Here is an 18,702-nt window from a genome sequence, read left to right on the forward strand (position 1 = left end):
CTAATGCTTAAACGGATTATTCGTTTACTCTATATTTTAGTAGGGGCCGCAGTAGGCTTTTATTACCTACCGACACTGTGGGACTTGTTTAAGCTGCACATTTATAGCCCACTGTTGGTATTCTTAGATGTTTTAATTGGTGCAATTATTTTTTGGTTATTATCTTTAGCACTTATGAAACCAACGGTCAGCGTTATTCACCGGGTCGAACACGACCTGACAAGTAAGAGTCCCCTGTATATTTTCTTTGGGGCCCTACTAACGATCCTGGGCTTGGTCATTGCGGTCTTGGTATCGATTCCCTTGTGGCGGACCAAGATTCCGGTGGTCAATAATATCTTACCGATCTTGCTAATGGTCGTTTTCAGTTACTACGGCTTTAAGATTGGCACTTCCCGCTTGGATGACTGGAAGAATTTGGCAATGGTCAAGCGGGGCAAAGACAGTAAGAATGAAGTCCTGGAGCGCCAGGATGATAACTACCACCACTACAAGATCCTGGACACTAATATCCTGATTGACGGGCGAATCTACGACCTCGTTAAGACCGGTTTTTTAGAAGGAACCTTACTGGTACCCAATTTTGTGCTCTATGAGTTGCAGTATATTGCGGACTCGGGCGAGAGCATCAAACGGGTTCGGGGCCGGCGGGGCCTGGACATCCTCAACAAGCTACGGAGCGAAAAGATTGTCCCAATCGAGATGTATGACGGTGACTTTGAGGATATTCCCGAGGTTGATAGCAAGCTGATTACCCTTGCCAAGAAGGTTGATGGGGTAATTGTGACGAACGACTACAACCTCAACAAGGTCATCCAGTTTCAAAACGTGGATGTGTTAAACATCAATAACCTGGCCAAGTCTCTGCGGCCACGGGTTATTCCTGGCGAAACCCTGAAGGTGGTTGTTGTCAAGAAGGGGACCGAGCGTCAGCAGGGGGTTGCCTACCTTGATGATGGCACAATGGTGGTTGTTGAAGACGGCCGGTTCTTCATGAACAAGCCGATTGAAGTTGAGGTTACCAGTGCTCTCCAGACCGATGCCGGCCGGATGATTTTCGCTCGGCCCCTCCATTCGCAGCGGGGGATTGATGAGCAACACGACAATGGCTCAGCGGCGAAGAAGAATTCCAAAGACAAGCCTGAGCCTAAGAAAGGTAAGGGTCATAAGTAATATTAATGAAAATGGCCCCGGGTATTTTGGAGATTCAAGATATCCGGGGCCATTATTATGATTTAAAACAAAAAAAGAGATAGCTTGGGAATGCTATCTCGTTAGGGAGTATATGATAACCTTAGGGGAGATTATCATAAGTAATTATTTTTTCGTTACTATTGGGAGGAGTAATTGAAAAATAATAGGTTTCATTGATGTAGAAAGCTATTAACTTTCTACGCTTTATATACTAACAATAGAATGTGAAGAAAGTATGACCAAACAGTTAAATATCTTTTAGCGGGGTTAAAAGCATTCGTTTGGCGATAACGGCCGCGTCATGAAAGCGAATGTGTTAAAATTATTGAGAAGAAATTTTAAATTAATGAACGGATGGGAGTAGGTTAAAATGCTAACAATTTACAATACCTTGACACGGAAGAAAGAAATATTTAAACCCCTGCACCCGGGGATTGTTAACATGTATGTCTGTGGTCCCACCGTTTATAACTACATTCATATTGGCAATGCGCGGAGTGCAATCGCCTTTGATACTGTCCGGCGGTACCTGGAGTTCAAGGGTTACCAGGTCAACTACGTTTCTAACTTTACGGACGTTGACGATAAGATGATTAAGGCGGCCCATGAACAGGGAATCACCGTTCCCCAACTGGCGGATAAGTATATCAAGGCCTTCATGGAAGACACCACGGCAATCAACATTGAACCGGCGACGAGCCATCCCCGGGCAACCGAGCATATCCCGGAAATCATCAACTTTGTTCAGCGCCTAATCGATAAGGGCTACGCATACGCAAAGGATGGGGATGTCTACTACCGGGCCCGTAAGTTTGCCCACTATGGTGAATTATCCGGACAATCGATTGATGACTTGGAAGTTGGCGCGAGTGAACACGTTAGTGCCGACGAGGTCAACAAGAAGGAGGACCCAATGGACTTTGCCCTTTGGAAGGCGGCTAAGCCAGGGGAAATTTCGTGGGATTCACCATGGGGAAAGGGACGGCCCGGCTGGCACATTGAGTGCTCGGTAATGTCCACTAAGTACCTCGGTGACACCCTTGATATCCATGCTGGTGGCCAGGACCTGGAGTTCCCCCACCACGAAAATGAAATTGCCCAAAGTGAAGCCGCCACCGGTCACAAGTTTGTTCGTTACTGGATGCATAACGGCTTTGTGACGATTGGTAAGGACAACGAAAAGATGAGCAAGTCCCTCCACAACTTCATTACGGTCCACGACATCATTAAGACGGTGGATCCGCAAGTGCTGCGCTTCTTCATGGCCACCACCCAGTACCGGCGGCCAATCCAATATAGCGAAGCTAACCTCACGGATGCCAAGAACAACCTTGAGCACATCCAAACCGCCTTTGACAACCTGAAATACCGGGAAAAGGATGCCCAGGATGGTGACGATGCTAATGTTCAAAAGCAAGTAGCCGAGTATACGAATCGCTTCATTGACGCAATGGACGACGACATCAACGTCCAAAACGGGATCGCGGTGGTCTATGAACTAGTGAAGGCGGCCAACACCTATGCCCAAGCGGCAACCGTTTATCGTGGCGGCTTGAAAGAGTTCGAAACGGCAATGGTCAAGCTTATCAGCATCTTCGGCATTAAACTGGTGGCAACGGACAACGAGATCGATGACGAAAAGATCAAGGCCCTGATTGAAGAGCGGAACCAAGCCCGGAAGAACAAGGATTTTGCCCGGAGTGACCAGATTCGTGATGACCTAAAGAAGCAGGGGATTATCCTTGAAGATACCCCCCAGGGAACTCGTTATAAGAAGGAGTAACAAAAGAAGTAATGGAAAAAGCAAACTATCAGCAGTTAAACGGAATTGCCCTGGCCTACCTGGGGGATGCCGTTTATGAAGTATTCATTCGCCAGCACCTATTAAGCAAGGGGCTTAGTAAGCCCACAAAGTTGCAGCACTTGGCGACCCACTATGTCTCTGCCAAGGCCCAGGCGGCTTTGATTGACCTGATGAAGGCCGACCAGCTCCTAAGTGATGAGGAATGGGCCTACTTTAAACGGGGACGGAATGCCAATAGTCACACCCATGCCAAGCACACTTCGGTCCTCACTTACCGGATTTCAACCGGCTTTGAGGCCTTGATGGGCTACCTGCAGCTCTCGGGGCAGCAGGACCGGTTAGCGGAACTTGCCGAATGGTGTATTAAACAAGTTGAGGAGGGACGGACCAAGCATGAAGACTGAGCATACTGATTTTATTATTGGCCGGCACCCGGCAGTAATGGCGTTGAAGTCGGACCAGGAGATCAATAAGGTCTTCGTTCAGTCTGGCCTTAAGGCGGATGCAATCGCTCAGATCATTAAGTTAGCAAAGGAAAAGCGGTTGGTAATTTCTAATGTGCCCAAGACCAAATTGGACCAGATGACCGACCACCAGAACCATCAGGGGGTGGCCCTAGCGGTTGCCGCCTACCACTATGCCAGCATTGATGACCTCTTTGCTAACGCCGAGAAGAAGGGGGAGGACCCCTTCTTCTTGATCCTGGATGAGTTGGAAGACCCCCATAACCTGGGTTCAATTATCCGGACCGCGGATGCAGCAGGGGTTCACGGGATTATTATTCCCCGGCGGCGGGCGGTCGGCCTGACCTCTGTGGTGGCCAAGACGTCCACGGGCGCCATTGAACATGTCCCGGTTGCCCGGGTGACTAACCTGGTGCAGACCGCTAAGGAGCTCCAGTCGCGTGGTGTTTGGCTGTTTGGAACTGACATGCGTGGTAAGGACTACCGGACCTGGGACGCGCATGGTGCGGTGGCCCTCGTGATTGGCAACGAGGGAAAAGGGATCTCGTCTCTTTTGAAGAAGACCTGCGACGAAATGCTGACAATTCCCATGATTGGTCACGTTCAAAGCCTAAACGCCAGTGTGGCGGCCAGCCTGTTGATCTACCAGGGCTTTAACTCCCGGCATCCATTAGCATAAATTGAAAAGACAAACTCTAGTGATCACCGCTAAAGTTTGTCTTTTTAAATCCCAAATTTGTTTATCAATGCCTTATCACCTGTAAGGGCTTTCATATTTTCCATTTAACATCGCAGTGGATTTTTCCCTTACGTGGTGGACAAAGTGGCCGTTAGCGTTCGATCGCGTGTTTTTTAAAGGTGGACCATTTATTGTCTCGTCCCGACTGCTTTGTTAAATTAGCAACAGACACGTGGATTTTAATTTGGAAAGGTTTATTGGGACATTTCTAAACCCAATAATGGGGAAGGTAAATACCATTATTAGGGAACTACCGGCATTATGTCAGGAGTTAAAATCGTGACGGGTTAATTGAATCTTTAGGGAGTTTTATTGATGCGTTTGGATGAAGAAAAAAGGGATCTGATCAAGTTTTGTGCAGATTTGAGCGATGAGGAGTTCATCCTCCTCTTTCGCCAGTACCTCCCCTTAGTTCGGCGGATATGGCAGCATTATTATGTGCCGGGCCTGGAATTAGCCGACTGGGAGCAAGAAGCACAACTAGTGTTGATCAAGGTGATTCGTTCCTATACCGGAACAAATGATAGCCAGTTTGGCGGCTTTTACAAGCAGAGCCTGGTCAACAAAATTTTGGACCTTTACCGGGCGCGGCAAGCACGCAAAAGAATTCCGGCGGGGAAGGTGGCCCCACTAAATGATGACTTCGCAGAAATTCTGAATGACCCCCACCAGGTCCAACCGGAAGACACCATTTATTGTCACTACTGCATTCGTAAATTGATGCAGTCCTGTTCGGCATTCGAACGGACCGTTTTGATCAGTTACCAGAAGGGGTATTCGACAAACGAGCTGGCGGCCGTACTTAATTGCAGTAAGCGGCAAGTACAAAGTGCGATGAGCCGCAGCCGGCAAAAATTGATCGACATCCTAAAACGCTAGTTAACTGCCATTCGCTTGCTTTCTACTGGTAATTCGTGATAATCTATTCCCTGTGTGGAGGTGTTAGTATGGCACAGAAGAAAGTGGCCTTAGAATGTACCAAATGCGGTGCGTGAAACTACACGATTACTGCTAACCCTCAGCGTCAAGAGCGCTTAGAATTACGAAAATTCTGTAAACATTGCGGGGAATATACACTTCACCGCGAGAGTAAATAGGTGGAGGCAAATATGCACTTAATTCGTTTTATTAAAAGCGTTAACCATGAAATGAAACTAGTCGTTTGGCCAACGGCACAGGAGAACCGGCGTGATACAACCATTGTCATCTCGCTGACACTCTTTTTCGTCCTGTTCTTTGCCCTGTTCGACTGGTTGATTCAAATGTTTATGAAACTGTTTGTTTAACAGATAGTGGTAAAACAAGCAGTGGTCTGTTATACTAGCTGTGACGAACTTCGTAGATTTGCGAAGTTTTTTATTTTGGCAAAATTTTGAATTAAAGAGGAGGATTCATCGTGGAATCACATGAAAAACGCTGGTATGTGCTCCATACCTATGCCGGATACGAAAACCGGGTCAAGAGTAACTTGGAATCACGGGCCCAATCAATGGGCATGCAAGACTACATTTTCCGGGTAGTCGTTGCCGAAGAGACCGTTCGTGAAGTCAAGGATGGCAAGGCCAAGGAAGTCGTTGAAAATACCTTCCCAGGTTACGTCCTGGTTGAAATGATCATGACGGATCAGGCATGGTACATTGCGCGGAACACACCTGGTGTTACTGGGTTCCTTGGTTCTCACGGTGGGGGCTCAAAGCCAACCCCACTGCTGCCAGAAGAAGTTGAACGGATTATGAAGCGGATGGGTGCTGACATTACCGTTAATGACATCGACGTCAAGGAAGGCGACACCGTTAAGGTAATCGCCGGACCGTTTGCGGACCTGACGGGGAAGGTAACGGAAGTTGACCACGAAAAGCAAAAGCTGAAGGTTAACGTCAACATGTTTGGCCGGGAAACTTCCGCTGAACTGGGCTTTGACCAAATCGATACGGTCGAATAATTAATAATTGATTACTCATTATAATTGTGGTATTTTATTAAGGTATGCTATTGGACATACTGTGGGAGAGGTAAATTTTCTGCCTCATCATGACCACAACACGGACTAAGGAGGTTTTGTCTCGTGGCAAAGAAAGTAGCTAACGTTGTCAAGTTGCAAATTCCTGCCGGTGCAGCAACACCAGCTCCACCAGTAGGTCCTGCACTTGGACAAGCAGGTATTAACATCATGGGCTTCACTAAGGAATTCAACGCCCGGACTGCAGACCAAAAGGGTATGCTGATCCCAGTTGTAATTACTGTTTATGAAGACCGTTCATTTGACTTCATTACTAAGACGCCACCTGCTGCTGTCTTACTGAAGAAGGCCGCTGGTGTTGAACACGGTTCCGGTGAACCTAACACGAAGAAGGTTGCTAAGGTAACCAAGGATCAAGTTAAGCAAATCGCCGAAACTAAGATGCAAGATCTAAACGCAGCTGACGTTGAAGCAGCTATGCGCATGATTGAAGGTACTGCACGCAGCATGGGCTTCACTGTTGAAGACTAGTTGCTAAGCAGTCCGGACACCCTATTAAAGTAGTGTGTCTCCGTGGGAGGTATTAACTCCGCTAGACCACATTTGCAAGGAGGAAAAACACAAGATGGCTAAGAATCGTGGTAAGAAGTACCAAGATGCGCTTAAAAAGGTTGACAGCAAGAAGGAATACGCAGTTAACGACGCAGTTCAATTAGTAAAAGACATTGACTTTGCTAACTTTGACTCAACTGTTGAAGTTGCATTTAACTTAAACGTAGATACTAAGCAAGCTGACCAACAATTACGTGGTGCCGTTGTTTTACCAAACGGTACTGGTAAGGACCAAACCGTTATTGTATTTGCCGAAGGTGATAATGCCAAGGCTGCTGAAGACGCCGGTGCTGACTTTGTTGGCTCTGACGACTTAGTAGAAAAGATCCAAGACGGCTGGCTTGACTTTGACGTGGCCATTGCTACGCCAAACATGATGCCTAAGGTTGGTCGTTTGGGTCGGATCTTGGGACCTAAGGGCTTAATGCCTAACCCAAAGACTGGTACGGTTACGATGGACGTTGCTAAGGCGGTTTCTGACGCCAAGGCTGGTCAAGTTACCTACCGGACTGACCGTGATGGTAACGTTGCTGTACCATTCGGTAAGGTTTCCTTTGATACCGATAAGTTAGTTGAAAACCTGAAGACTTTGGAAGACATCGTTGTTAAGGCTCGTCCTGCTTCAGTTCGGGGTACTTACATCAAGCATGCTTCCATCGCTTCGACTTTCGGCCCAAGCGTTACGCTTGATTTGACTTCATTCTAAATTTAAGTTGAACCTAATTAAAAGGGGAAGACAGCGTTAATGATGACGTTGTCTTCCTCTTTTTTAATTTTAAAAAAATACTCTAATTATTTTATAATCAAAAGACTGCCAGGGCGGGATTAAACGGTAGAATAATAATAATTTTTATAACGAAAATCTGCTGAAACTAAATTCATTACTTAACAAGCGGGTGGTTTTAGTGTATACTACTTGCCAATGACAGTTTTATTAAAAACAAATTAGAACTGTGAAAACATTTTTAAGGAGTGACGACAATGACAAAGTTTAAGTATTCTAAACGAGTTCCAGCAGACGGCACGGATGCGGTGGGTGCTATCCTGAAAGCAGCGGCGGATCCGAAGATTATTTCCTTTGCTGGTGGATTACCAGCTCCTGAACTGTTCCCCGTAAAGGAAATGCAAGCGGCCGTTGACAAAGTCTTTGAAGAACATGGCCAGGAAGCGATGCAATACGGGGCCGCCAAGGGGGTTACTGCGCTCCGTGAGTTGATCCTCCAACACGTTAAGGAAAAGGAAGGCGTCACCGGCGTCCTCGATAACGTCTTGGTAACAACCGGTTCAGAACAGGTCCTGGACCTGGTGGGGAAGGCATTCGTTAACCCCGGTGACACGGTCTTGGTTGAACAGCCGACCTACCTTTGTGCCCTGGACGTTTTCAAGTCCTATGGTTCTAAGTTCGTGGGCGTGGCCATGGATGAACAGGGGATGAAGATGGATGCCCTTGAGGACGCCCTCAAAGCCCATCCGGAGACTAAGCTGATTTATACCGTACCTAACTTCCAAAACCCAACCGGCCGAACAATGGCCGTTGACCGCCGGAAGAAACTCGCTGAGTTAGCTGCTAAGTATGATGTTTATGTTCTCGAAGACAACCCGTATGGTGAGATTCGCTTTGCCGGGACCCATGTTCCCGCAGTTAAGTCCTTTGACGAAACCGGTCACGTCTTTTACATGAGTACCTTCTCTAAGACCCTGGCACCCGGATTCCGCCTTGGCTGGGTAGTCGCCGATACGGACGTCATCAATAAACTGACGGTGTTGAAGCAGTCTGCGGACCTACATACCGATAACTTGGCCCAGTACGCGGTGGTTGAATTCTTGAATAATAATGACCTTGACGCACACGTAAAGGAGATCAGTGACCTTTACGGTAAGCGTAAGCAATTGATGGCGGATGGACTTAAGAAGTACTTCCCGGCTGGTGTTAAGTACACTAATCCAGAAGGGGGGATGTTCCTGTGGGTTGAAGTGCCAGGGGTTGACGATACCGTTGAGCTCTTCAAGGAATGTCTCAAGCACAACGTTGCTTTTGTACCAGGCGATCCATTCTTTGCGAGTAAGCCACAACCAGGGGCTTTCCGCCTGAACTACTCAAATGCCAAAGAAGACCAGATCAAGGTCGGGATGAAACAACTAGGTGAAGCACTCCAAGAAGCGGTTAATAAGTAGAAAATAGACAAAACTTATCCTTCAGTTTTGGGATGGGGTCGAATTAACAGTTGATTCGACCCCAGCTTTTTTTGTTTGTTCTACTAATCAATTGCTAAGAAAAATGTCCGACATTCATTACTGTTATATCAACAATTTAAAACACTGATAATAATTATATTATTATAAATATACAATAACGATTTGACAATTTCCTAATTAGTCGATAAACTAGTTGCGATAATCAATGTTGCCAAAAGGGTGACTTGTAGCGGGGAGGAAGTAAGATGCTGTCATTACTTGATGCGGTTGATCAGCCGTTAGTCACGGTTGTAATTCTTATTTTGCTAGTGATTATTGGGGTAGCGCTAACAATTAGTTTTGTCTTCTGGCTTCTCTTTCGTCATAATCTGAGGAAGGGGTAGACTATGCTGGTATATTTCTTTACGGGAGTCTGGATGATCAGCCTCCTGATTTTTCTAATTTATACTCTTATTAGTATTTTCTTTCGGTCATTTTCGTATCCCACAGACTACATCGCCTTTGCCGGGAACCAGGTGACGGACAAGGTTGACAAGCAACTGCGCTACTTTATCATTGTGCCCTGTTTCAATGAGGAAGCGGTGATTAAGCAGACTATCCAGCACCTCTTAGGCTTTGGGGAGTTCGAGGTGGTGGTGGTTGATGATGCAAGTACCGATAACTCGGCAGCCGAAATTCGCCAAATTAGGAGTCCACGGCTACACCTGCTCCAGCGCCAACTACCGGATGCACATACGGGAAAGGGGGACGTTTTAAACTTCGCCCTTGATTACATCCGGCAGCAGATTAAGCAGCGGGGAACCACACCGGAAAAGACAATTGTTGGGGTCGTTGATGCCGACGCCGAGCTCGCCCCTAATGCGGCCCAGCGTCTGAATGGCTATTTTTCTTCGCCGGCTGGGAACGTCTGTCAGATGCGGGTGAAGATGTACCCCCACTTTAAAACGGAATTACAGATCCTTCAGGACATTGAGTTCTTCAGTATTAACCACATGACCCAGATAATGCGGATGTACACCAGGACCGTGGGCTTGAGTGGCAATGGGCAGTTCTTCCGCCTGGCCCCAATTCTTGCCAAGAATGGTCCCCATCCCTGGGGGAATGCCTTACTGGATGACTACGAATTGACGATTAAGATGCTTTTAAAGGGCCTGCACGTGGACTACATGACGGAAACCTACGTTTATCAGGAGGCACTGGCTTCCTTGAAGAAGTTTATCCGCCAACGTAGCCGGTGGATTCAAGGAGACCTTAACTGCCTGAAGTACCTCCCCGCGATTGTGAAGAGCCGGCGACTAAAGACGGCCCAGAAGACGGGAATTTACTACTTCCTCTGTCAACCGTGGATTAACGCCCTGGCCGACACTGCCATCATTGTCTTGACGGTCTTCAGTTTCTTTCACCTGGACAAGCTTTTCGGTAACCTGCCGGGACTGGCCCTGATTGCGATGGTAGTCTTAGTGGCGCTCTTTTCCTTATTATGGGGGATTGTGTTCAGCTTCTTCTACCGGCATGACCTTCGCCACTTTGATGAACCCGCAATTACCCGGCGCCAGTATTTACTGTTGCCCTTTGGCGTATCGTACCTTTACGTTGTGCTCTTCTTCAGTATTGTCATGGCCTTTTGGCGGTGGCTCTTTCATGAAAACTCGTGGATTAAGACGGAGCACGGCAAGGGTTGATGGTGAAAGGAAGTTAGGAAAACAATGAAGCAGATAAAAGTAATGGCCGTTTTTGGTACCCGCTCGGAGGGAATCAAGATGGGCCCGGTCGTGCGCATACTAATCGAGGATGATCGCTTTTCACCGGTGGTAGTGTCGACGGGTCAGCACGCCGAAATGCTCCAGCAGGTACTGGATGTTTTTCATATCAGGCCGGACTACGACCTCAAGATCATGAAACCGGGGCAGGGGTTGACACAGATAACGATGACCACCATGCAGCGCTTGGAGCCCATCGTCCAAAAGGAACGGCCAGCAATCATGCTTGTTCACGGGGACACCAGCTCTGCTTATGCAGCCGCACTGACGGCCTTTTATAACCGAATTGCGATTGGCCACGTGGAGGCCGGCTTGCGGACGTGGAATAAGTATTCGCCATACCCGGAAGAGATGAACCGGCAGATGATTGACGACCTGGCCGACCTCTACTTTGCGCCCACCGCGACGAGTGCTGATAACCTCCACCGTAGCAACCACCAACAGGGGATTACCGTTACCGGTAACACGGCGATTGACGCCTTGAAGTACACGGTTAACCAGGATTACCACCATCCGGCCTTAGAAAAGATTGCCCCCAACCACCAGATCATCCTGCTGACCATGCACCGGCGGGAAAACTGGGGACAACCGATGAAAGAAACCTTCCGGGCCATCAAAGATGTCGTTGATGCCCGGGCGAACTTGGACGTCATTTATCCGGTTCACCTAAACCCCATTGTCCGTAACACTGCGGATGAGGTGTTTGCGGGGGACCCGCGGGTGCACCTGGTTGATCCCTTAGATGTTGTTGACTTTCATAACATCATGAGTCGCTCCTTACTGGTGATGAGTGATTCTGGTGGGGTGCAGGAGGAGGCTCCGGCCCTACATAAGCCGGTACTGGTGCTCCGTGACACAACAGAACGGCCTGAAGGTGTGGCGGCCGGGACCCTGAAGCTGGTTGGAACTAGCTATGATAACGTTAAAAAACAGTTGACGAGCTTACTCGATAACCAGGAAGAGTACCAAAAAATGAGCAGTGCACAAAACCCGTATGGTGATGGGCACGCCAGTGAACGGATTCTTTCCGCAATTGACGAGTGGGCGCACTAACTTGAGATCTTTATATATGGGAGTGAGACAGAACTAGCTTGCTAGTTCGTTTTTCGCCGTAAAACTAGTCTTTAGAAAGCACAAAGAGGGCTCTAGTGTTCGGACTTTTTCGAACACTAGAGCCCCTTTGTGTGTTGTGCCGTAGCATTAACTATATAGGAAGCTTATGTTACAGCCCCTTTTTAAATGGAAGAAGGAAGACAGGGGTAATGCAAAACCCTGTCTTCCTCCTTAGAAAACCTATTTTAATTTTATCTTAGCTAAAGGTACCAGGTGGGTATGGTGGCGCAGCTTATAGTAGAGGTAGAAGAAAATGAAGAGTGGCACACTCATGTAGGTGATCAAAATGTTGGACCAATCGAGTTTTAAGAAGGCGTCAACGTTTTGACCAACGATAACGACGATGCAGAGAACAAAGGCAAACAGGGGACCAAAGGGGAAAAGTCCGGCATGGTAGTCAAGCTCGTCTAAGGTATGGCCCTGCCGTAAGAAACCGCGACGGAACCGGTAGTGGGCAATCGCAATTCCTAACCATTCCATGAACCCGCCAAGACTAGTAGCGGCAATCAGGTAGTTGTAAACGTTTGGACCGATGAACTGGAGGGCCCACAGTGCCAACTCAAAATTGCCATTGCGAGGAAGCTGACGATTGGGACACCCCGGTGATTGACGCGGCGGAATCCTTTCCACAAGAAACCATCGACTGACTGGGAGAAGAGAATCCGGGAAATGGCGTAGAGCCACGAGTTAGCTGACGAGAGAACCGCGATTAAGATGACAAAATTCATAATCCCCGCGGCATAGCGGAGCCCGGCGTACTGGAAGATCAGGGTGAAGGGGCTGGTCACAATGTCTTGCACATCAGAGCTGAGAAGGTTCTTATTGGTGTAAGGAAGGACGCAGGCAATCACGAAAATCGTCAGGACGTAGAAGAGTAGGATACGCCAGAAGGTGGCGTGAATTGCCCGGGGAACACTGTGCTTGGGGTCGGCCGATTCACCTGCGGCAATCCCAACCATTTCCGTCCCCTGGAAGGAAAAACCAGAGACAACGAAGGCACTAATGATTCCCGGGACCCCGTTGACGAAGGGGGCCTTCTTATAGGTGAAGTTCTGGAAGCCCAATGCATGGTGGTCGCCAATCAAACCGCAGATAACCGCAATTCCCACGATGACAAAGATTACCACGGCGGCGACCTTTAGCAGGGCCAACCAAAATTCAGTTTCACCATAGGCCCGTACTGAGAAGTAATTGATTGTAAAAATAATAACAAAGGCCAGGAGACTGAAGAGCCAGGACGGGACATGGGGGAACCAGAAGTTCATGACAATCCCGACGGTGGAGAGTTCTACGGCAACGATAATAGCCCCACAGAACCAGTAGTTCCATCCCATGGCAAAACCGAGGGCGGGGTCAACATAGCGGTTGGCGTATTCGGCAAAAGAACCACTGCGGGGGTTATAGGTTGCCATCTCAGCGAGGCTGGTCATTAAGAAAAAGACCATTAATCCCATGACAAAGTATGCGATTAGGCTACCGCCGGGGCCAGCAGTTGTGATTGCGGACCCACTGGCAATGAAAAGGCCGGTACCAATTGTCCCACCCAGGGCAATCATCGACAGGTGACGTGACTGTAAGGTATGGCGGATATGGCCATTATGCTGTTGATTATTCAATATGCACATTCCTCCTATATAATAGTTAGTAAAATTGTAGTGCGAACCGGTGAATATTAAAAATACTTATTTCTAATGGTCAGGCATGCGACTGACGCATGGTAATAAGTATTCACTGAGTACATAGTCAGGCATGAGTAGAAAGCATTTCACATGTCGTTGATCTTCACTTATTATTGAATAGTAAAAAGAAAGGAGGAGTAACCGGTGGCAATTTTAAAGCAACTCCGCTGGTTTTTCCGTCAGCAGTGGCGGCAGTATCTTGGTGGGGTGGTTGCCCTAGTATTGGTTGCAATTTGCAACGTCATCCCGGCCCGGATAATTGGTAACGTTGTCGATGCAATCAGCGCCCACCGGGTTAACGGGGGATGGTTGACTTTGCAGATCAGCATTATGCTGAGTGCGGCGATCATTCAATATTTCCTGCGCTTTGCCTGGCAGAAGCTGCTTTACGGCAGTTCCTATGTCCTGGAACGCCAGCTAAGAAGCAGGTTATTTCACCACTTCATGGCAATGGACCCCAGCTTTTACCAGCGGTGGCGGATTGGCGACCTGATGGCCCACGCCACTAACGATGTTGAAGCTGTCCGGGAGGTTGCTAGCTACGGTATCTTGACCTTAGCGGACTCCATTATCACTGGGGGCTCAATGATTATCGCAATGGGCATCTTCGTGAGCTGGCAGCTGACAATTATCACCCTCCTGCCACTGCCGCTCCTCGTTGTTCTGGCTAACCGGTTGGGTAATAAGGTGCACGTTGCCTATGGCCGGGCTCAGCAGGCGTTTGGTCAGCTCAATAATAAAACCCAAGAGAGTATCACGGGAATCAAAGTTGTCCAGGCACTCGGCGAAGAGGAAGCTGACCTGGCCGACTTTCACCGTTATGTTCAACGGGCCCTCCACACAAATCTCAGGGCCTATTTTTGGGATGCCCTCTTTAATCCAGCAACTACGTTAATTATGGGGTTAGCCTACCTCCTTGCGATCGGCTTTGGGGGCTGGTTTGTCGGTCGTGGGCAATTGACGGTCGGTCAGCTGGTCACGATGATTACCTACCTGGGTGAATTAGTATGGCCGCTCTTTGCAATTGGGACCCTCTTTAATACGCTGGAACGGGGCCGGGCCAGCTACGACCGGATTAATAGCCTGCTTGCCGAAAAACCTGCCTGGCGTCCCGCACGTTTAGGTGCCGTTCACTTATCAGGAACACTAATGGTTGATATTAACCGCTTTCGTTATCCGGATGGGGATCACCCGGTCCTTCACGATATTCATTTCCGGGTGCCCGCAGGTAGCAAGGTGGGAATTGTCGGTCCCACTGGTAGTGGGAAAACGACCCTTCTGCGGCTGCTGGTCCGGGATTTTGACCATTATGATGGTCAAATTACGGTTGCCGACCAGGATATCCGTGACCTTCCTTTAACGGACTATCGGCGACAAATCGGTTATACTCCTCAAACTGACTTTCTCTTTTCAACATCAATTGAGCGTAACTTACGCTTTGGTGATGAGCAGGCTGACGACCGGCGGGTGGTAGAAACGGCCCGGAAGGTGGCAATGGATGAAGAAATTGCGGCAATGGCGGACCAGTATAAGACCAGGGTTGGCCAGGACGGGACCAACCTGTCTGGTGGTCAACGCCAACGGCTTTCTTTGGGGCGGGCCTTAATTGGTTCAGAACAACTACTGGTTTTGGATGACCCCTTATCCGCGGTTGATGCAGAGACCGCTGGTCAAATTGAAGAACGGCTGGTAACGGCTAAGGAAAAGACAGTTATTATGACCACCAGCCGCCTTAGTACGGTTGATCAACTCGACTGGTTAATAGTGATGGAAGCGGGAACGGTAACCGAGCAGGGCCAACCGGCACAATTATTAAAGCGGCCGGGCTGGTACCGAAATAACTTGCAAGAACAGCTGCGGCGTCAACGGTTGGAGGATGATTTAAATGGATGAAAAGAAGCGGTTAACTCACCGGCAGCAGGGGAAAATATTACGCCGGATTTTCCGTGCTGCCCGCCCCTTTTGGTGGCAGTTTGCCTTGGCGATTGTAATGGCAGTGGCCCTTAGCATCGTTAACCTTTTGCTACCACGGTTGATTCAGTATTACATTGACCACTACCTGCGCCACGGGCCGGTATTGCTAAAGTGGATCATCCTGTTTACAGGAATATATGGTGTTTTAACGGTGGTCCGGGCCCTCCTCCAATTTATTCAGGCCTACAGCTTTGCGGTGGGGGCCGAACGAACACTCGAAAGCCTCCGGGACCGGCTAATTCGGCATGTCTACTTTTTGGGGATGAAGTTCTTTGATGAGACCCCCGTTGGTGAGATTGTCTCCCGGGTTACGAACGACACTAAGACCCTGTACAACTTTTGGAACCTGATTTTAAACCTGGTGGTTGCACTAACCGGTCTTGTTGCCGCCTTTGTCGCAATGATGGCAGTCAGTCCGATACTGGCCTGGACCACTTTGGGGTTACTGGCGGTCATCATCATCCTGGTTTACTGTTACCAGCGCTTGAGTGTTCCAGTATACCAACGGGTCCGCGCATCATTGAGTAGGCTTAATACCCGCCTTAACGACGCGCTGACGGGAATTGAAGTTATCCAACAGTTTGGCCAGCAAGGGCGACTGGCTAAGGCCTTTGACCGTGAGAACAAACGCTACTTTAGTTTCCGGAACCGCTTGATTAACTTTGACTCCTTCCTGCTGTACCCAGTGGTTAGCCTAATGTTCATCCTGGCAGAAACCGCAACACTGGGCTATTTCGGCTGGCGTAGTGAGCGGGCAATGGTAGCTGCGGGGGTAGTGTACGCATTCATCGCCTACCAGCAGAACTTCTTCAACCCCCTGACTAGTGTGATGGAGAACTTAGCGACCTTCCAAGAGGGAATTGTTGCCGGGAGCCGGATCTTTAACCTCCTGGACCGGCCCTCCAGTCAACCGCGCCAGGATGCCCGCCCGTTTAAAATCACGGACGGCAAGATTGAGTTTCGTCATGTTACCTTTGGCTATGACCCTGCTAAACCGGTACTGAAGGATATTTCCTTTACCGTCTTACCGGGACAAACGGTGGCCCTGGTTGGCCATACCGGAAGCGGCAAGAGTTCGATTATTAACCTACTGATGCGCTTTTATGAGTTTCAGAAGGGACAAATCCTGGTTGATGGGGTGGATATTCGTCACTACCCGTTGAAAGAACTACGCCACCGGCTGGGCCTGGTCGTTCAGGACCCGGTCATCTTTTACGGGACGGTTGCCCATAATATTGGGATGTATAGTGACGAGCAGGAACAGGCTAATATTGAGGACGCGGCCCAGGTTGTCAATGCGGATAGTTTTATAAAACGACTGCCCAGAAAGTACGAAACCCTCCTGAGTGAAGGGGGAAGTAACCTGTCGGCTGGCCAGCGGCAATTAATTGCCTTTGCCCGGGTAATGGCCCGTCACCCGCTAGTTTTAATTCTTGATGAGGCCACTGCCCATATTGATTCCCACACCGAAAAGATGATTACCACCAGCATCAACAAAATGAGCAGTCAGCAAACCACAATTGCCATTGCTCACCGCCTGTCAACCATTCGGGACGCCGATAAAATCTTGGTGCTTCGGGACGGAAAAATTGTTGAGCGCGGCCGGCACAGTGAGTTGATGGCCCAGAATGGCTACTATGCCAAGTTAGTTCGCCTCCAGGAGGAAGAAAATTGAGAAAATCCCTTTACAGATGAGGGGGCGGCATGTTAAACTTTCATAGTTGATTAAATATGACTCTGCCTAAGACTCAGGTGGCATTAAGCCTTAATTCGTACCTGCCGAGGAAGAAATGTAAATTCCTTCTCTATGTCTGCGGTCATAGGGATTTTTTATAAATCCGATCAAAAATACATTGCAGGAGGTGAAATTCATGAGTGAAGCAGCTATTGCAAAGAAGGCTGAAATCGTTAAGCAAACTGTTGATTTGATTAACGACGCTGAATCAGCTATCGTTGTTGACTACCGTGGTTTGACGGTTGCCGAAGTTACTGACTTACGTAAGCAACTTCGTGACGCCGGTGTTAAGATGTCCGTTATCAAGAACAAGATCCTTGACCGGGCTGTTGAAGGCACTGATTACGAAGATCTGCGGAGTACTTTTGTTGGCCCAACTGCTGTTGCCTTCTCTAACGAAGACCCAATTGCCCCAGCTAAGATTCTGAAGAAGTTCGCTGACGACCACGACGCTCTTGAAATTAAGGGTGGCTTCATCGAAAAGTCTGTTAAGACGCTCGACGAAATCAACGAATACGCTACGATGCCAAGTCGCGAAGACCTGCTGTCCATGCTGGCATCTGCATTGCAAGATCCAATGCGGAAGATTGCCCGTGCAGTCAAGGCCGTTGCCGACAAGGAAGACGAAGCGGCATAATTACCGTATATCGGTTCAATACCACATCAAAATTAATTACCTAAATATTGGAGGAAATAAACATGGCTTTTGATAAGGATGCTATCATTGCTTCATTAAAGGAAGCATCAATTTCTGACCTTAACGATCTTGTTAAGGCAATCGAAGACGAATTCGACGTTTCTGCTGCTGCTCCAGTAGCTGCTGCCGGTGCTGCTGGCGGTGACGCTGCTGCTAAGGACAGCTTCACTGTTGAACTGACTGAAGCTGGTCAATCTAAGGTTAAGGTTATCAAGGCTGTTAAGGACATCACTGGTGTCGGCCTGAAGGATGCTAAGGACCTGGTTGACGGTGCTCCTTCAGCTATCAAGGAAGACGTTAAGGAAGACGAAGCTAACGACATCAAGGAAAAGCTTGAAGCCGCTGGTGCTACTGTTACCCTTAAGTAGTCGCTTCATAAATTTAACCAAAAGAGGTTGGCGAGTAATCGCCAGCCTCTTTTGTTGTTTAAAAATACTCTAAATAAGATGTAAACCCTTGCTGGGGCTGCTTGTTAGGTCATAAGGGGTCATGTTTAGTAAAAAATGATTACCCGTTAAATGGTATAAAACGGCATTTCGTTTATAGTGTGTTATTTAAAAGTCATTATTATTCACACGGAATATGACTAATAATAATCACCGATATAAACACTTACTTAGCACTATGTTTAAGAAAAGCAGGTTGGCCGTTCAGAAAATAAAAAAATCCGATATAAATATTTTAATCTTGCTTGAAAGAAAGCGCTATGAGTTGTACACTTGAAATGTAATAAGCAATTATTGTTAAACATGTGATAAGCTATTTGTTTACTGGA

At 48.1% G+C, this 18,702-nt stretch carries 17 protein-coding genes, 2 pseudogenes and 1 other annotated feature; of the genes and pseudogenes, 18 read left to right on the top strand and 1 reads right to left on the bottom strand.

Going from position 1 to position 18,702, the window contains the following annotated elements:
* Positions 1-3 precede the first annotated feature (3 nt).
* The 14 genes and pseudogenes from QOS01_RS04235 (at position 4) to wecB (ending at position 11,782) form a co-directional block, all read left to right on the top strand.
* Complete coding sequence (locus QOS01_RS04235; RefSeq protein ID WP_283621239.1) at positions 4-1,173, top strand: PIN/TRAM domain-containing protein; 1,170 nt, start codon at positions 4-6, stop codon at positions 1,171-1,173.
* A gap of 391 nt (positions 1,174-1,564) precedes the next feature.
* Positions 1,565-2,977, top strand: coding sequence for a cysteine--tRNA ligase (gene cysS / locus QOS01_RS04240; protein ID WP_283621240.1), 1,413 nt, complete (start codon positions 1,565-1,567; stop codon positions 2,975-2,977).
* 11 nt (positions 2,978-2,988) lie between these two features.
* Positions 2,989-3,402, top strand: coding sequence for a Mini-ribonuclease 3 (locus QOS01_RS04245; RefSeq protein ID WP_283621241.1), 414 nt, complete (start codon positions 2,989-2,991; stop codon positions 3,400-3,402).
* Positions 3,392-4,141 (top strand): 23S rRNA (guanosine(2251)-2'-O)-methyltransferase RlmB, encoded by a 750-nt coding sequence (rlmB, locus tag QOS01_RS04250; protein WP_283621242.1) that lies wholly within the window; start codon positions 3,392-3,394, stop codon positions 4,139-4,141. The genes QOS01_RS04245 and rlmB overlap by 11 nt, the downstream gene beginning before the upstream one ends.
* Positions 4,142-4,516: 375 nt before the next feature.
* Complete coding sequence (locus tag QOS01_RS04255) at positions 4,517-5,080, top strand: RNA polymerase sigma factor (RefSeq protein WP_283621243.1); 564 nt, start codon at positions 4,517-4,519, stop codon at positions 5,078-5,080.
* Between the two features lie 68 nt (positions 5,081-5,148).
* Positions 5,149-5,298, top strand: a pseudogene (gene rpmG / locus QOS01_RS04260) (50S ribosomal protein L33).
* A 12-nt stretch (positions 5,299-5,310) separates the two neighbouring features.
* Positions 5,311-5,487: a preprotein translocase subunit SecE gene (gene secE / locus QOS01_RS04265; protein WP_283621244.1), complete on the top strand. Its 177-nt coding sequence runs from the start codon at positions 5,311-5,313 to the stop codon at positions 5,485-5,487.
* A gap of 110 nt (positions 5,488-5,597) precedes the next feature.
* Positions 5,598-6,143, top strand: a complete 546-nt coding sequence (gene nusG, locus QOS01_RS04270) for a transcription termination/antitermination protein NusG (RefSeq protein ID WP_283621245.1) — start codon at positions 5,598-5,600, stop codon at positions 6,141-6,143.
* A gap of 123 nt (positions 6,144-6,266) precedes the next feature.
* A complete protein-coding gene (rplK, locus tag QOS01_RS04275; protein WP_047769192.1) occupies positions 6,267-6,692 on the top strand; it encodes a 50S ribosomal protein L11 in 426 nt (141 codons plus the stop codon).
* Positions 6,693-6,786: 94 nt separating this feature from the next.
* The gene (gene rplA / locus QOS01_RS04280) at positions 6,787-7,479 is read left to right on the top strand and encodes a 50S ribosomal protein L1 (protein ID WP_283621246.1); all 693 of its coding nucleotides are present in this window, start codon (positions 6,787-6,789) and stop codon (positions 7,477-7,479) included.
* Positions 7,480-7,754: 275 nt separating this feature from the next.
* The gene (locus QOS01_RS04285; RefSeq protein WP_283621247.1) at positions 7,755-8,948 is read left to right on the top strand and encodes an aminotransferase-like domain-containing protein; all 1,194 of its coding nucleotides are present in this window, start codon (positions 7,755-7,757) and stop codon (positions 8,946-8,948) included.
* 266 nt (positions 8,949-9,214) lie between these two features.
* Positions 9,215-9,352 carry a hypothetical protein gene (locus tag QOS01_RS04290; protein WP_156410631.1) on the top strand — a complete coding sequence of 46 codons (138 nt, stop codon included), beginning with the start codon at positions 9,215-9,217 and terminating at the stop codon, positions 9,350-9,352.
* A 3-nt stretch (positions 9,353-9,355) separates the two neighbouring features.
* Positions 9,356-10,651, top strand: coding sequence for a glycosyltransferase family 2 protein (locus QOS01_RS04295; protein WP_283621248.1), 1,296 nt, complete (start codon positions 9,356-9,358; stop codon positions 10,649-10,651).
* 24 nt (positions 10,652-10,675) lie between these two features.
* Entirely contained in the window at positions 10,676-11,782 is a 1,107-nt protein-coding gene (gene wecB, locus QOS01_RS04300) for a non-hydrolyzing UDP-N-acetylglucosamine 2-epimerase (protein WP_283621249.1), read from the top strand.
* Between the two features lie 240 nt (positions 11,783-12,022).
* Here the strand turns inward: wecB and QOS01_RS04305 are convergent.
* Positions 12,023-13,467 (bottom strand): annotated as a pseudogene (locus tag QOS01_RS04305) (amino acid permease).
* Between the two features lie 198 nt (positions 13,468-13,665).
* On the opposite strand from QOS01_RS04305, the gene QOS01_RS04310 reads away from it, so the two are divergent.
* From QOS01_RS04310 to rplL, 4 genes are all read left to right on the top strand, one after another.
* Complete coding sequence (locus QOS01_RS04310) at positions 13,666-15,414, top strand: ABC transporter ATP-binding protein (protein WP_283621250.1); 1,749 nt, start codon at positions 13,666-13,668, stop codon at positions 15,412-15,414.
* Positions 15,407-17,170 (top strand): ABC transporter ATP-binding protein, encoded by a 1,764-nt coding sequence (locus QOS01_RS04315; protein WP_283621251.1) that lies wholly within the window; start codon positions 15,407-15,409, stop codon positions 17,168-17,170. Before QOS01_RS04310 ends, QOS01_RS04315 begins: the two co-directional genes overlap by 8 nt.
* A gap of 47 nt (positions 17,171-17,217) precedes the next feature.
* Positions 17,218-17,336 (top strand) — a sequence feature (ribosomal protein L10 leader region).
* Between the two features lie 30 nt (positions 17,337-17,366).
* Positions 17,367-17,867: a 50S ribosomal protein L10 gene (gene rplJ / locus QOS01_RS04320; RefSeq protein WP_222258989.1), complete on the top strand. Its 501-nt coding sequence runs from the start codon at positions 17,367-17,369 to the stop codon at positions 17,865-17,867.
* Positions 17,868-17,929: 62 nt separating this feature from the next.
* Entirely contained in the window at positions 17,930-18,295 is a 366-nt protein-coding gene (gene rplL / locus QOS01_RS04325) for a 50S ribosomal protein L7/L12 (RefSeq protein ID WP_283621252.1), read from the top strand.
* The last annotated feature ends 407 nt before the right edge of the window (positions 18,296-18,702 follow it).

The organism is Limosilactobacillus avium (assembly GCF_947381485.1).
Classification (GTDB): Bacteria; Bacillota; Bacilli; order Lactobacillales; family Lactobacillaceae; genus Limosilactobacillus; species Limosilactobacillus avium.

Excerpts from the sequence above, each read along its gene's own strand:
- QOS01_RS04235 (WP_283621239.1), top strand. The coding sequence starts at position 4 with ATGCTTAAACGGATTATTCGTTTACTCTATATTTTAGTAGGGGCCGCA.
- cysS (WP_283621240.1), top strand. The coding sequence starts at position 1,565 with ATGCTAACAATTTACAATACCTTGACACGGAAGAAAGAAATATTTAAA.
- QOS01_RS04245 (WP_283621241.1), top strand. The coding sequence starts at position 2,989 with ATGGAAAAAGCAAACTATCAGCAGTTAAACGGAATTGCCCTGGCCTAC.
- rlmB (WP_283621242.1), top strand. The coding sequence starts at position 3,392 with ATGAAGACTGAGCATACTGATTTTATTATTGGCCGGCACCCGGCAGTA.
- QOS01_RS04255 (WP_283621243.1), top strand. The coding sequence starts at position 4,517 with ATGCGTTTGGATGAAGAAAAAAGGGATCTGATCAAGTTTTGTGCAGAT.
- secE (WP_283621244.1), top strand. The coding sequence starts at position 5,311 with ATGCACTTAATTCGTTTTATTAAAAGCGTTAACCATGAAATGAAACTA.
- rplA (WP_283621246.1), top strand. The coding sequence starts at position 6,787 with ATGGCTAAGAATCGTGGTAAGAAGTACCAAGATGCGCTTAAAAAGGTT.
- QOS01_RS04285 (WP_283621247.1), top strand. The coding sequence starts at position 7,755 with ATGACAAAGTTTAAGTATTCTAAACGAGTTCCAGCAGACGGCACGGAT.
- QOS01_RS04290 (WP_156410631.1), top strand. The coding sequence starts at position 9,215 with ATGCTGTCATTACTTGATGCGGTTGATCAGCCGTTAGTCACGGTTGTA.
- QOS01_RS04295 (WP_283621248.1), top strand. The coding sequence starts at position 9,356 with ATGCTGGTATATTTCTTTACGGGAGTCTGGATGATCAGCCTCCTGATT.
- wecB (WP_283621249.1), top strand. The coding sequence starts at position 10,676 with ATGAAGCAGATAAAAGTAATGGCCGTTTTTGGTACCCGCTCGGAGGGA.
- QOS01_RS04315 (WP_283621251.1), top strand. The coding sequence starts at position 15,407 with ATGGATGAAAAGAAGCGGTTAACTCACCGGCAGCAGGGGAAAATATTA.
- rplJ (WP_222258989.1), top strand. The coding sequence starts at position 17,367 with ATGAGTGAAGCAGCTATTGCAAAGAAGGCTGAAATCGTTAAGCAAACT.
- rplL (WP_283621252.1), top strand. The coding sequence starts at position 17,930 with ATGGCTTTTGATAAGGATGCTATCATTGCTTCATTAAAGGAAGCATCA.